We start from the raw sequence: 12,587 nt of genomic DNA, 5'->3' as shown, positions 1-12,587 counted from the left end.
CTCGGTGACCGGCCCGTTCGCCGCACTCGCGTGCTCCTGAGTACGCCTGGGACGCCACCCGGTGACGCAGGAGGGCCCAAGCAGCAGGACTCAGGACACTAGCGCCGCTGGGGTTTCTGCCCGGGCCGAGGACCCGTCACCTTGGGCTTCGCCACCTTCCGGGCCGCCTCTTCCCGTCGACGACCTTGGTGAGGAAATGCTGCTGCCCCAACGTCCACCCGTTGGTGGCCAGGAAGTACAGCAGGACACCGATCGGCACCGGGAAGAACGAACCCGAGACCAGCATCCCGAGCGGCGCCAGGTACATCATCAGCTTGGCGATCCCCGCTGCCTGCGGAGCGGTCGTGGTCTGCCGGGTGAGGCTCGAGCGCATCGAGAAGAACGTGGCCAGGCTCGCGATCAGCATCAGCGGTACCCCGACGGCGATCATATGGGCGTGGTCGGTGCCGAACGCGGCCAGCTCCGTCGCCGGTTGCGAAAGCCAGTTGCCGAGCTTCGCGCCGAACAGGTCGGCGTTCAGGAACGACTCCACCCCGGCACGATCGAACACGTGGTTCGACTGGGCATCCGGGGTGAAATCACGCAGTACCCAGTACAGCGAGAGAAACACCGGCAGCTGGACCAGCGCCGGCAGGCAGCCGCCCAGCGGACTGGAACCGTTGTCGGCGTGCAGTTTTTGGATCTCCTTCGCCATCCGCTGGCGATCCTTGCCGTATTTCTCCTTGATCTTCTGCAGCTGCGGGGCGAGTGCCTGTGTGCGGCGGCCCGCGCGCAGCGCGCCCAGCGCGGGTTTGACCAGCAGGAGACGCAGGGTGAAGACGAGGAACACGATGGAAAGCACCCAGGCCACGCCTGAGTCCTGGCTCGCCACGGCGCCGAAAACCTTGTGCCAGAACCAGAGAATCGCGGAAACAGGGTAGAGAAAGGCATCGAACATGACCAGGTCACTCCGTCGTTTGAAGGTGCGTGGGCAGGAGTGACTGCCTCACCTTCGAACGAGGAGAAGTCAGGCAGCCACGATGCCCCGTGACGGAGCGCGTGGCCGGACGCGGCCGCGCGCGTCGGGATCGCGCAGGCTCAAGAACAACTGCGCGCGTTCGCGCAGGCTGATGGCGCGCACCTTCATCGCGGCGGCCGTCGGCTCCAGCCGGAGATGCGCCGCGAGCGCGAGCAGGATGACGGCGAGCGACGCGGTCAAGGCGGCGGCCAGCCCGAGCGGGTTGGCGACCGCCACCGACGCCGTCAGCGCGGTGACCAGGCTCAGCGGGTTGACCCCGCCGACGACCGGGAGGACGACGAACAACTCGGGCAGGAACAGCGCAAGCATCAGCTTGAGCCGCACGCCGAAGTAGGTTCGCTCCACGTCACCGACCTTACCGGAGATATTGCGTTGCGCGATCGCCGGAGCCGTCTGCGCGCTCGTCGGCGCCAACGGGGCGGGCAAGACGACCTTGCTACGGCTGATCTCGGGCGAGCTCAAGCCCGACGGCGGCTCGGTGACCATCAGTGGCGGGCCGGGGTGCTCGACGAGCCGACCGACAACCTCGACCTCGCCTCGGCGGAAGCGTTGCAGCAGGCACGGGAAGCGTACGAAGGAACCACGGTGGCGGTGACGCACGACCGGTGGTTCGCGCGATCCTTCGACCGGTTCCTCGTGTTCGGCACCGAGGGGAAGGTGCGGGAGACGATGGAACCGGTGTGGGACGAGCGGCCGGTCCAGCGGGCGCGGTAACTCCGCTGGATCCCGACCATGCCGAGGGTGAGACTGTCGCCGACGCACCGGCCATCCCGAGTCAAGCGGCTACACCGTTTCCCCCTGTCGGGCAAGGAAAGCCGACCCGCCGACCGTCGTCGCCACCAGCGCCGCTACCGTGTGCTTCAATGCCGCCGCACCGCGTGCCGATACATGAGTGCTCGCATAGTCCGAAGGCTGGAGATCTCGTGAAGGCCGCCGCAATTCCCTTCGCCATCGCGGCACTGTGCTGCGCGGCGTTCCTGGTGAGCTTCCTCCGCGACCGACGCCAGCTACGGAACGGCTTCTACCTCTTCTTCGCGCTCCTGTTCCTCGGCATCACCCTCATCGCGCTGCTCGCCTCGGTGTCGCCCGACGCGGCGGGCGTGGTCACGTTGGGGGTGGTCCTGCTGATCGTGCCGACGACCCTCGCGTTGACGGTCTTCCTGATCTGCAACGGGATCACCATGCTCCGCCGCGAGGGACGCCGGCTCGCCAACGTGCTGTCGCTGCTGACCGGGGTCGGCATCTGCCTGCTGATCGTGTTCAACGCCACGGTCACGCAACTGGCCTGGGAGCCGCTCGACATCCTCAGGGGCAGTCTCAACGGAATCATCGTCTACGTCTCGTTCCTCTTCGTCTGCTTCCTCCTGTACTCGATCGTCTACGGCCGTATCGGCCCCGAGAAGGGCGTGGACTTCATCGTGGTGCTGGGCTCGGGGCTGCTGGACGGCCACCAGGTGCCGCCGCTGCTGGCCAGCCGCCTGAAGCGGGCCAAACGCGTCGTGGACGCGGAGGCTCGCCGTGGCCGGGAGACGATGGTGGTCACGTCGGGCGGGCAAGGTCCTGACGAGGACCTGCCGGAATCCCATGCCATGGCCGATTATCTGGTCGAGACCGGGCTGCCGAGGGAGCGGATCCGCCTGGAAGATCAGTCTCGGACGACGTTCGAGAATCTTACTTTCAGCGCCGAGATCATGAAGCGGGAGAAGGCGGACTATCGGTGCACAGTGGTCACGAACAACTTCCACGTGCTCCGCGCCGCCCTCGTCGCCCGCCGCGCCAAGGTGCACGGCCAGGTCATCGGGTCGCCGACGGCCTGGTACTTCTGGCCGAGCGCCACCATCCGCGAATTCGTGGCCATCCTGGTCGACCACAAGGTCAAGAACCTGATCATCTGCGGCTTGATCGTCCTCTCCCAGTTGTCCCGAGCCTTCTAGCCGGCAGCTCAGCGCTCGCGTCGCCGCCGATCGGCACGGGATGACAAATCCCGGCCCTTCCTTTGACAACGGCATTCCGCCGGGTCATCGTCCTGCGCATGAGCGCGTATACCCGGCAGGCGATGGCGCAGCTGTTCGACCGGACGGCGAAAACCTACGACGCCCTCGGCGTCGACTTCTTCGGCGCGTTCGCGCGCGAACTGCTCGATCGCGCCGGGGTCGCCCCCGGTGAGCGGGTGCTGGACGTCGGCTGCGGACGTGGCGCGGTGTTGTTCCCGGCGGCCGAGCGGGTCGGCGCGGGCGGATCGGTGCAGGGCATCGACCTTTCCTCCGCGATGATCGAGCGCACCGCGAAGGACATCGAGGACCGCGGGCTGGCCAATGCCTCGGTTTCCCTTATGGACGCCCAAGAACCGACGCTGGCCGACGCCTGCTTCGATGTGGTCCTCGCGTCCTTCGTGGTGTTCTTCCTACCGGATCCGGTCGCCGGTCTGCGGTCGTGGCATCGCCTGCTCCAGCCGGGCGGCCGCTTGGGCATGACCACGTTCGGCGCGGACGATCCCCGGTGGGCGGCCGTGCGCGAAGTGTTCAAACCGTTCGTACCGCCGGAGCTGGCCTGGACCCTCGCCATCAGATCCGGCCTGTTCGCCACCCTCGAGGGCTTCGACCAGGCCGTGGACTCGGCGGGCTTCACCGGTGTCACGTCCGTGGAACGCGTCTATCCGGTGAAGTTCGCCGACCCCGGGCACTGGATCACCTGGTCCTGGTCGCACGGCCAGCGGATGTTCTGGGAACTGGTCCCGGAAGACCGCCTCGACGCCGTACGCCAGGCCGTGCTCGCGGAGCTCGAACCACTGCGCGAACCCGACGGGAGCGTGGTGCTGGCACAGACCGTGCGCTACACCATCGCCCACCGCGGTTGACGGCTCACAACGCGAGCCGCGGCCAGGACGCCGTATCCCGCGACAACTGCCGGTCGTGCGTGGCGATCACCACCGCGGCCGGCGTGGCGCCGAGCGCGACTGTCAGCTCGTCGACGAGCGTGGCGGACAGGTGATTGGTCGGCTCGTCCAGCAGCACCACGTGCGGGCGGCGGGCCAGCACCAATGCCAGGTCCAGCCGCCGCCGCGCGCCGACCGACAGCTGGGCCACCGGCCGGTGCCGGTCGTATCCGGCGAGCAGGCCCAGTTCGCCCAGCCCCGGCCCCGGAGTCCCCGCCCTGGCGAGCTGTTCGTCGTAGAGTTCCATCGCCGTACGCCCGCCCGGTAGCTCGGGCATGGCGAACCTGGCGGGCGGTGGCGGGACCGCCACCACGTGCCCGGCCAGTTCCTCCTGCCGCCGGTGGACCGCCCTGACCAGCCCCGGCGCGCGGGTCACGCGGACATGCCTGCCGGTGCCCTTGGGCGGCCGCCAGTTGTCGCGCAGCCGGTTCTGAGCCGACGACAGGTCGTCCGCGAGCCGCTGCCGCTCGGCGATCTGCTCGGCGTGCGACGTCTCCCAGCGAGCCCGTTCGGCTCGGCGGGCCTCGACATAGGCGGCGTAGCCACCTCCGTAGACCCGTGGCCGCTCGTCGCTCGACGGATCGAGGTCGATCACCGTGGTGGCCACGTCCGCGAGCAACGCCCGGTCGTGACTGACCAGGACGACCACGCCAGGGTGGGCACGCAGCCGTTCGGTGAGGTGATCGAGCCCGGCGGCGTCCAGGTGGTTGGTCGGCTCTTCGAGCAACAGGACGGAATGCCCGGCCCCGAGCAGGCAGGCCAGCCGCACCCGGTGGCGTTGCCCGACCGACAGTGTCCCGAGTGGACGATCACGGTCGTCGACGGCGTTCAAGGCGGCCAGCGAGACCGCGACACGCCTGTCCGCGTCCCACGCGTCGAGGGCCTCGGCCTCCGCGAGCGCGGCGGCGAAGACGTCGTCCGCGCCGGGACGGCCATCGCCGAGCGCGCCGGTGGCCGCCTCCAGACGAGCCAGCGCACCGTGTACGGCGGCCAGTTCGAGATCGATCAGCGCGCCGACGGTGTCGGTCGCCGCGAGCGGAATCTGCTGGTCGGCGACACCGGCCGTGCCCGCGCGGTGCACCTCACCGCGGTCTGCGGCCAGCTCACCGGCGAGTACCCGGAGCAGGGTGGTCTTGCCACGGCCGTTCTCCCCGACGATGGCGACCCGCTCACCGGCGGCGGCGACAAGGTCGACTCCGGAGAGTACCGGCCGTCCCCCGAAGGACAGGTGGACGTCGGACAGGCGGACGTGCGCCGCGCGCAGTGGCGCGGGCGAAAGAGGGGATGACATGAAGGAACTGCCTCCAGCGAAGTGATGAGCAGGAAGAACGAACTCCGGTGCCGCGGTTCGCGGTACCGGTGAAGGCGTCGTTTCTCAGAGGAACAGCAGTTGCTGCATCACGAGCACGAGGGTAGGACATGGGCCAGGATCCGCGCATCCGGTTTTCGGCGAGTGGGAGTTCCACACCTTCGCGCCGACCAGTGACCATCGGTCACCCCTCGGACACCCCCTTCCACCTGCGGCGACACGCCGTGCTTGGCCCGCGAGCGCGGCTTCAAACCAGCACTTTCCGGGGTCACCCACAGGTACACCACGACGGTTGCCATGTGCACCGGCCCGACAGACGGTTGGCCCCTCAGCAACATCGTTCGGGAGGAGCAGGACCGATGGCGAAGACCATGCAGCCGCAGGAACTCATCGACAGTGCCGTGGTCGATCCGACGGGCAACAAGCTCGGGAAGGTCGGCAACGTCTACCTGGCCGACGCGACGCACCAGCCGGAATGGATCACGGTCAAGACGGGCCTGTTCGGCACCAAGGAGAGCTTCGTCCCGCTTACCGGCGCGCACAAGGACAAGGACGGTGTGCACGTCCGCGTCGACAAGGAAGCCGTCTCCGACGCGCCCCGCATCGAGGCCGACGGCCACCTCTCCACGGAGGAGAGCGCGCAGCTGTACAAGCACTACGGGATGCCGATGCCGCGGACGTCGCCGGACGGCAAGCTGGACGACCAGACGCGGGGCAAGACCCGGCCCGGGATGGACGACGCGACCGCCGGGAAGGGTGCCATGGGCGGCACGGGCACCGGCAAGAGGGACCGGGACGCCGAACACTCCATGACGCGTTCCGAGGAGCGGCTGAACGTCGGCACCGAACAGGTCGAGACCGGCCACGTCCGGCTGCGCAAGTACGTGGTCACCGAGGAACAGCAGGTCACCATCCCGGTCAGCCACGAAGAGGTGCGCATCGAGCGGGAACCGATCACGCGGGGTTCCGGCGGGAATGCCGAGATCGCCGAGGACGAGACGGAGGTCGTGCTGCACGCCGAGAAACCGGTGGTGGGCAAGGAAACCGTCGCGGTCGAGCGGGCTCGGTTGAAGACCGAGACCGTCACCGAGGACCAGACGATCTCCGGCAAGGTCCGCAAGGAGCAGTTCGAGGTCACGGACGACGAACGCAAGCACCGCAAGTCCTGATCCCGGCGCAGGGGGCGGCCCGCGCGACGGGCCGCCCCTGGCCGTGCCGCGCTTCCCGTGCGGTCAGCGGGGCAGTTTCACCACGGTGACGAAGAAGTTGTCGATCTGCCGCACCACTTCGATGAACTGGTCGAAGTCCACCGGCTTGGTGACGTAGGCGTTGGCGTGCAGGTCGTAGCTGCGGAGGATGTCCTCTTCGGCTTCGGACGTGGTGAGCACGACGACGGGAATGGTGCGCAGCTCCGGTGACGCCTTGACCTCGCTGAGCACCTGGCGGCCGTCTTTGCGGGGCAGGTTCAGGTCGAGCAGGATCAACCCCGGACGCCGCGCGTCCTCGTACGGCGCCTCGCGGCGCAGGAACTGCAGGGCCTGCTCGCCGTCCGAAACGACCGACAGGGTGTTGCGGATCTTGTGGTGCTCGAACGCCTCCCGCGTCATGAGGACGTCGCCCGGGTCGTCCTCGACCAGCAGGATGTGGATCGGTTCCAGGGACTCGGTCATGCTTGTTCGTTTCCTCCGCTGGAGCTTTCGGCCGTCGCCGGTTCCGGCGCCGGTTGTGCGGGCAGGGTGAAGCAGAATCGGGTCCCGGCCGTGACGGTGGTGTCCAGCCAGATCCGCCCGCCGTGGTGTTCGACGATCTTGCGGCACAGGGCCAGCCCGATCCCGGTACCCGGGTAGTCGCCGCGGCCGTGCAGACGCTGGAAGATCACGAAGATCCGCTCGGCGTACTCGGCGCTGATGCCGATTCCGTTGTCGGTGACGGAGAATCGCCAGTCCGCGCCGTCACGCTCGGCGGAGACCTCGATCTCCGGCGGATTCTCCCCGCGGAACTTGAGCGCGTTGCCGACCAGGTTCTGCAGGACCGCCGTCAGCAAGGACTTCTCCCCTTGCACGGCGGGCAGTTCGCCGCGGGTGATCCGGGCGCCGGACTCGGTGACGGCGTCGTCCAGATTGGCCAGCGCGGTGTCCAGCAGGTCCCCGGTCTCCAGTACCCCGCTCTCGCTCTCCCTGCGCCCGACCCGGGAGAAGGCGAGCAGATCGTTGATCAGCGCCTGCATCCGTTTCGCGCCGTCGACGGCGAACCCGATGTACTGATCACCGCGCTCGTCCAGTTTCCCTTGGTAGCGTTTCTGGAGCAGCTGGCAGAAGCTGGCCACCTTGCGCAGCGGCTCCTGCAGGTCGTGCGAGGCGACGTAGGCGAACTGCTCCAGATCCGAGTTCGACCGCTCCAGCTCGCGCGTCCGGACGGCGATCGTCTCCTGCGCGCGCTCCAGATGGGTGACCTCGTCGAGGATCCGTGACCGCAGCGATTCCACATCGGACGCCAGCACTCGCATTTCCCGCGGGCCGGAGCCGCGGATCGGGCGGTGGATGTCGTTCTGCGCGACGTCGCTCACCTCGGCCGCCAGCTGCCGGATCGGCTTGATCAGCTTCCGGTGCAGCAGGAAGAACACCAGTGCCACCACCGCGCAGAGCAGGACCGCGATCATGATGAGCATGGCCCGCAAGACGTCGGCGGAGGACGACAGGTCCTCGCGGGCGTCCAGCCGTTCGGCTTCCAGACGGCTCTGCAGCACACTCAGGGAGCCACGCACGTCGTCGAACAGCGGTTTGCTCGCGTCTATCTGCGCGCCGGTGGTGGGAGCGCCTGCCAGCACCGGCTCGATGATCTTCTGTCGCCAGTTCGAGGCGGCGCCGAGCACCCGGTCCAGTTCGTCACCGGTGGGAGTACCAGGTGCGGCGCCGAGCTGTCGTAACTGGACGACGGCCGCGTCCTGCGCCCGCAGCCCGTCACGGTAAGGCTCGAGGAATTCGGCACGCCCGGCGAGGATGTAGCCGCGGACGCCGGTCTCCTGGTTCAGCAGCGCCGTCGAGAGCGACGTGGACTGCAGCACCTGCGGATTGGTCACGTCCAGCAACCTTGCCCGGGAGTCGGTGAGGCTCACCAGCGCCATCGAGGCCGCCACGATCGCGCCGCCGAGCAGCAGCGACGCGATCACGCCGGACAGCACCGCCCAACGGCTGATCGACCAGACGCCGGGGTGGGGGTCGGGTTTCATCGAGGCGTCTCCTCGGCGTCGAACGTGAGCAGGGCCAGCGCGACGTCGTCGTCCAGTGGCCCGCCGTGGAGGACGTCCATCTCGCTGATCAGGTGGTCCAGCGCCGCGGCGGAGTCACCCTTGGCGGACAGGCTGTTCAGCGCCGCGGCGGCCATCCGTTCGAGCCCGACCCGTTCGCCGCTGCCTTCGACGCGTCCTTCGAACAGGCCGTCGGTGTAGAGCAGCAGCGACCATCGCGGCCCCATCGGCACCGTCAGCTCCCGCCACCCGGTGCCGGGCGCGACGCCCAGCGGCGGACCGAGCGCTTCCCTGGACAGCAGTCTGCCGCCCGAGTCGTCGACGAGCAGCGGCTGCGGATGACCGGCGAGGGTCATCCGCAGGGACCGGCGGTCCGGGGCGACCGTGATCATGCAGACAGTGGCGAACAGCGGTCCCAGCGCCTCGTGCTGCAGCATCTTTTCCACCATCGCCAGCGTTTCCGCCATCGGCAGCCCGGCGAGCACGACCGAACGCCAGGCGATCCGCAGCGCGACCCCGAGTGCCGCCTCGTCCGGGCCGTGTCCGCAGACGTCGCCGATGACCAGCTGCAGGGTGCCGTCGGGAAGTTCGACGGCGTCGTAGAAGTCCCCGCCCAGCAGGGCGCCGTTCCGGCCGGGCCGGTACCGCACGGCGAGGCCGAGCCGGGGATCGGTCACCAGCGGGGTCGGCAGCAGGCCGCGTTCGAGGCGCGCGTTCTCCCTGGCCAGCAGCTGGTGCTGCAGTAGTTGCTGCTCGATGTGTTCGGCGCGGCTGCGTTCCCAGGAGTACCGCAGTGTCCGCGCCAGCAGCTGACCGTCCACCTGGTGCTTGACCAGGTAGTCCTGCGCGCCCGCCCCCAGCGCCGACACCCCGAGCGCCTCGTCCTCGCGGCCGGTCAGCACGATCACGGCGGTGGACGGCGCGTGCTGCCGCAACCGCGTCAGCCCGGTCAGCCCGGTCGCGTCCGGCAGTTGGAGGTCGAGGAGCACGCAGTCGGCCGTGATCGGCCGCGCGAGGGCCTGTTCGAGCGTCGTGGCCCTGTCGAGGACGACCCGTTCGAGACTCTCGGCCGCGTCCGCGAGCATCTCTTCGACCAGGAGCGCGTCACCGTCGTCGTCCTCGACGAGCAGGACGTGCAAACGATCCAGCTGCGGCGAAGGTCTACGAGGTGGGGACTGCTCGCCGTGACGCACGGCGTTGGACACGGACAGCCACCTTTCCTCACCGGTATTTCCGGCGTGCGGACAAAAGAGGGCTGACTTCTCAACCACCGGGGAGCGTACCGGCCGTACCGGACATGCCGCCGGTTCGGACACCCGACACGCCAGCATTCGATCACGGTCACGGTCCGCGTGGCGGACGGGGCGGCCGCCAGATCGATCAGGACGCCGACGACGAGTCCGGTGATCATCGCTCGCTCCCGTGTCGCCCGTGCGGCTTCGCGGCGCCGCGCGTACTGGCTGGTGAACGAAACCGTGACGAGGACGGCGATGATCACGCACAGCGAAACCGGCGTCGGCACCTGCGGCACCCCCGGCCAGATCCCGTTGTCTCAGGTACCGACCGCGGTGCGCGGATGGCGGTTTCGCTTGCCCAGCGGGACGACTCGCGTGGCCTTCCGGGTGTCGCGAAAGCCACTTTCGCGACGTCTGATGTCCCGAAAGCCACTTTCGGGACATCAGAGGTCGCGAAAGTGGCTTTCGCGACACCCGGGATGGCGGCCCGCGCCCCGTGTGAGCTGTTGCTGGCCATGGCGGCCAACAGCCTGGGCACCGCCTGCCTAGCGCTCGGCGAGACGTCGTCGACGGGGCTCGGGCAGCATCACCTCGCGCTCGAAACGGCGAGGCGGATCGGCTACCGGCTCCAGGAGGCCCGCGCACTGGCCGGGATCGGGCAAGCCCGCGCCGCACGGGACCTCTATGCCGCGATGGGCCCGCCAGCCGAGCCGCTGAAAGTCGTCACCTGAGGAACTCGGTGAGCAGCCCGCGCAGGACGTCCGGCTGGCGAAGGACGCCGTGATCCTGGCCCTCGACGGTGACGTGCCGGGCACCGGGGATCGTTTCGGCGACGGCGCGGGCACCGGCCCGCATCCAGGCGTCGCTCTCCCCGCCGTCCATGACCAGCGTCGGCACGGAGATCTTGGCCAGCTTGTCGGCGGGCAGCCCGTTGCCGGGGCCGCACAGGGCGAGGTCATAAGGCAGCGTGTGCGCGAGGCCGGTGAACCAGGCCCAGAACGGTTCGTCCCGCATACCTTTGACGATCTCGGCCGGGGTGGCCGTCCCCTCGACCAGGAAGAGTTCCACCGCGGCGCCGCGGTCGCCGTCGGCGATCAGCGTCCGGACCCGGTCGAAGAGGTCAGCGGCGGGCTTCGGACGGCTGTCGTCGACGACGTACGGCGGCTCGTACACGGCGAGGCTGGTCATCGTGACACCCCTGGCTGCGGCTTCCAGCCCCAGCACGGCACCCGACGAATGCCCGAACACCGCCGCCGAGCCGCCCACGTGGTCGATCACCGCGGCGAGATCCTCGACCTCGCGTTCCACCGAATAGACCGCCCCCGCCCCGCTGCCGCCCCGCCCACGCCGGTCGTAGACCAGCACGGTGAAGTCCGGGGCCAGCGTCGCGGCGAGCCCGGCGACGGTCGTCCGGTCGTTGAACGCGCCGCCGACCAGGACCACCGGCGTGCCTTCCCCGGTACGGTCGAGGGCGATCGAGGTGCCGTCGGCCGAGGTCACGGTCTCGAACGAGGTGGTCATCAGGTCCTCCACAGGGTCACTTCGACTCTAAGCTTTGTCCCCGAGTCGGAGCCGATGACCACCCCTCGACATCACCGCCGGAGTTCCCCGAAGAATTCCCGGAGCTCGGTGACCACGTCGTCCGGGACGGCCATCGCGACCATGTGACTGGGACTCTCGTGATCCGCCCAGCGCACGATGTCGTTCTTGCGGGAGGCGATCTTGCGCAGGACGGACGGTCCGCCGTGCGAGACGCCGGTCGGCACCACCGTCTGATCGATCGGCATCGCGGCCGCGCCCTCGTAGTACGGCCACAGCGCGGTGCCGCCGGTCGCGGTCAGCCAGTACAAAGTCGCGTTGGTGAGCAGGAGGTCGCGGTCGATCGGTTCGGCAGGCCCGGCACCGTCGGGCCAGCCGTCGAACTCCTTGAACCGTTCGACCAGGTAAGCCAGTTGCGCGACCGGCGAATCGAGGAAACCGAAGCTCAGCGTCTGCGGCCTGTTCGTCAGGTACGGTGCGTACCCGCTGCCGCCCGCGAAGCGCGCCGCGAGATCCTGCAGGGTCGCCAGCTCTTGATCGCTGAGGCCCTCGAAGTCGGCCGGATCGCCCATCGGGATCCCGAGTCCGGACGTGATGTGCGAGCCGATGACGTGCTCGGGCGCGTGTACCGCCAGACACGGCGTCACCAACGCGCCGGCGTCGTTCCCGTGTGCGCCATAACGTTCATAGCCGAGACGGCTCATCAAATCCGCCCAGGTCCGCGCCACCCGCGCGATGTCCCACGGCCGCTCGTCGGCTGGTTCAGGGAACGTCGAAAACCCGAAGCCGGGTAACGACGGCGCGACGACGTGGAACGCCCGCGAAGGGTCGAGGCCGTGGGCTCGCGGGTCGGTCAGCGGGCCGACGACGTTCAGGAATTCGGCGATCGAGTTCGGCCAGCTGTGCGTCATGATCAGCGGGATCGCGTCCGGTTCGGGCGAGCGGACGTGCAGGAAATGCACGCGCTGGCCGTCGATTTCGGTGGTGTACTGCGGGAACTCGTTGAGCCGCTTCTCCAACCCGCGCCAGTCGTAGCCGTCTCGCCAGTACTCGGCCAGATCCTTGAGGTAGGAGACGGGGACGCCTCGGCTCCACTCGGCACCGGGCAGCGCCGACGGCCAGCGGGTGCGGGCCAGCCTGTCGGCCAGGTCGTCCAGATCGGACTGCGGGATGTCGATGCGGAACTGCTCGATGTCAGTCATGGGGCAACCGTATGGACCCTTTAGGACAGATCGTGTCCTAAAGGGTCCGATTCGAGCGTCGCGAAAGCCACTTTCGGGACATCTGACGTCCCGAAATGGCTT

Annotated in this window: 12 protein-coding genes and 2 pseudogenes; 6 read left to right on the top strand and 8 right to left on the bottom strand. The window is 68.8% G+C overall.

Going from position 1 to position 12,587, the window contains the following annotated elements:
* Positions 1 to 136 precede the first annotated feature (136 nt).
* Positions 137 to 937, bottom strand: coding sequence for a membrane protein insertase YidC (yidC, locus tag ACM6LR_RS22090; RefSeq protein ID WP_414944415.1), 801 nt, complete (start codon positions 935 to 937; stop codon positions 137 to 139).
* Between the two features lie 69 nt (positions 938 to 1,006).
* Entirely contained in the window at positions 1,007 to 1,444 is a 438-nt protein-coding gene (locus tag ACM6LR_RS22085; RefSeq protein ID WP_414944414.1) for a DUF6412 domain-containing protein, read from the bottom strand.
* Between ACM6LR_RS22085 and ACM6LR_RS22080 the strand changes: the two are divergent.
* From ACM6LR_RS22080 to ACM6LR_RS22065, 4 genes and pseudogenes are all read left to right on the top strand, one after another.
* Positions 1,419 to 1,503: pseudogene (locus ACM6LR_RS22080) on the top strand (ATP-binding cassette domain-containing protein); the annotation flags it as partial. The gene ACM6LR_RS22085 and the pseudogene ACM6LR_RS22080 sit on opposite strands and share 26 nt — an antisense overlap.
* Positions 1,504 to 1,519: 16 nt before the next feature.
* Positions 1,520 to 1,732: pseudogene (locus ACM6LR_RS22075) on the top strand (ABC transporter ATP-binding protein); the annotation flags it as partial.
* 209 nt (positions 1,733 to 1,941) lie between these two features.
* Positions 1,942 to 2,952 (top strand): ElyC/SanA/YdcF family protein, encoded by a 1,011-nt coding sequence (locus tag ACM6LR_RS22070; protein WP_414940312.1) that lies wholly within the window; start codon positions 1,942 to 1,944, stop codon positions 2,950 to 2,952.
* A gap of 98 nt (positions 2,953 to 3,050) precedes the next feature.
* On the top strand, positions 3,051 to 3,875 hold the full coding sequence (locus ACM6LR_RS22065) for a class I SAM-dependent methyltransferase (RefSeq protein WP_414940311.1): 825 nt from the start codon (positions 3,051 to 3,053) through the stop codon (positions 3,873 to 3,875).
* Positions 3,876 to 3,879: 4 nt separating this feature from the next.
* Here the strand turns inward: ACM6LR_RS22065 and ACM6LR_RS22060 are convergent, their stop codons facing one another.
* Positions 3,880 to 5,244: an ATP-binding cassette domain-containing protein gene (locus tag ACM6LR_RS22060; RefSeq protein WP_414940310.1), complete on the bottom strand. Its 1,365-nt coding sequence runs from the start codon at positions 5,242 to 5,244 to the stop codon at positions 3,880 to 3,882.
* A 377-nt stretch (positions 5,245 to 5,621) separates the two neighbouring features.
* Between ACM6LR_RS22060 and ACM6LR_RS22055 the strand changes: the two genes are divergently transcribed.
* Positions 5,622 to 6,431 carry a DUF2382 domain-containing protein gene (locus ACM6LR_RS22055; RefSeq protein ID WP_414940309.1) on the top strand — a complete coding sequence of 270 codons (810 nt, stop codon included), beginning with the start codon at positions 5,622 to 5,624 and terminating at the stop codon, positions 6,429 to 6,431.
* 63 nt (positions 6,432 to 6,494) lie between these two features.
* Here the strand turns inward: ACM6LR_RS22055 and ACM6LR_RS22050 are convergent, their stop codons facing one another.
* Genes ACM6LR_RS22050 through ACM6LR_RS22040 form a run of 3 tightly spaced genes read right to left on the bottom strand, consistent with a single transcriptional unit; the run spans position 6,495 to position 9,714 of the window.
* The gene (locus ACM6LR_RS22050) at positions 6,495 to 6,932 is read right to left on the bottom strand and encodes a response regulator (protein WP_414940308.1); all 438 of its coding nucleotides are present in this window, start codon (positions 6,930 to 6,932) and stop codon (positions 6,495 to 6,497) included.
* A complete protein-coding gene (locus ACM6LR_RS22045) occupies positions 6,929 to 8,491 on the bottom strand; it encodes a sensor histidine kinase (protein WP_414940307.1) in 1,563 nt (520 codons plus the stop codon). The genes ACM6LR_RS22050 and ACM6LR_RS22045 overlap by 4 nt, the downstream gene beginning before the upstream one ends.
* On the bottom strand, positions 8,488 to 9,714 hold the full coding sequence (locus ACM6LR_RS22040) for a PP2C family protein-serine/threonine phosphatase (protein ID WP_414940306.1): 1,227 nt from the start codon (positions 9,712 to 9,714) through the stop codon (positions 8,488 to 8,490). The genes ACM6LR_RS22045 and ACM6LR_RS22040 overlap by 4 nt, the downstream gene beginning before the upstream one ends.
* Before the next feature lie 371 nt (positions 9,715 to 10,085).
* Between ACM6LR_RS22040 and ACM6LR_RS22035 the strand changes: the two genes are divergently transcribed.
* A complete protein-coding gene (locus ACM6LR_RS22035) occupies positions 10,086 to 10,475 on the top strand; it encodes a hypothetical protein (protein ID WP_414944413.1) in 390 nt (129 codons plus the stop codon).
* On the opposite strand, the gene ACM6LR_RS22030 is transcribed toward ACM6LR_RS22035, so the two are convergent.
* On the bottom strand, positions 10,468 to 11,265 hold the full coding sequence (locus tag ACM6LR_RS22030; RefSeq protein WP_414942205.1) for an alpha/beta fold hydrolase: 798 nt from the start codon (positions 11,263 to 11,265) through the stop codon (positions 10,468 to 10,470). The two genes, ACM6LR_RS22035 and ACM6LR_RS22030, sit on opposite strands and share 8 nt — an antisense overlap.
* A gap of 71 nt (positions 11,266 to 11,336) precedes the next feature.
* Complete coding sequence (locus tag ACM6LR_RS22025) at positions 11,337 to 12,485, bottom strand: epoxide hydrolase family protein (RefSeq protein ID WP_414942206.1); 1,149 nt, start codon at positions 12,483 to 12,485, stop codon at positions 11,337 to 11,339.
* Positions 12,486 to 12,587 lie beyond the last annotated feature (102 nt).

Source organism: Amycolatopsis sp. cmx-11-32, assembly GCF_047608695.1.
Taxonomy (GTDB): Bacteria; Actinomycetota; Actinomycetes; order Mycobacteriales; family Pseudonocardiaceae; genus Amycolatopsis.
This window is presented reverse-complemented; position numbering and strand designations above follow the sequence as displayed.

What these genes read in the sequence shown, in the direction of transcription:
- yidC (WP_414944415.1), bottom strand. Translation starts at nt 937, where the DNA reads ATGTTCGATGCCTTTCTCTACCCTGTTTCCGCGATTCTCTGGTTCTGG.
- ACM6LR_RS22065 (WP_414940311.1), top strand. Translation starts at nt 3,051, where the DNA reads ATGAGCGCGTATACCCGGCAGGCGATGGCGCAGCTGTTCGACCGGACG.
- ACM6LR_RS22060 (WP_414940310.1), bottom strand. Translation starts at nt 5,244, where the DNA reads ATGTCATCCCCTCTTTCGCCCGCGCCACTGCGCGCGGCGCACGTCCGC.
- ACM6LR_RS22055 (WP_414940309.1), top strand. Translation starts at nt 5,622, where the DNA reads ATGGCGAAGACCATGCAGCCGCAGGAACTCATCGACAGTGCCGTGGTC.
- ACM6LR_RS22050 (WP_414940308.1), bottom strand. Translation starts at nt 6,932, where the DNA reads ATGACCGAGTCCCTGGAACCGATCCACATCCTGCTGGTCGAGGACGAC.
- ACM6LR_RS22045 (WP_414940307.1), bottom strand. Translation starts at nt 8,491, where the DNA reads ATGAAACCCGACCCCCACCCCGGCGTCTGGTCGATCAGCCGTTGGGCG.
- ACM6LR_RS22035 (WP_414944413.1), top strand. Translation starts at nt 10,086, where the DNA reads ATGGCGGTTTCGCTTGCCCAGCGGGACGACTCGCGTGGCCTTCCGGGT.
- ACM6LR_RS22030 (WP_414942205.1), bottom strand. Translation starts at nt 11,265, where the DNA reads ATGACCACCTCGTTCGAGACCGTGACCTCGGCCGACGGCACCTCGATC.
- ACM6LR_RS22025 (WP_414942206.1), bottom strand. Translation starts at nt 12,485, where the DNA reads ATGACTGACATCGAGCAGTTCCGCATCGACATCCCGCAGTCCGATCTG.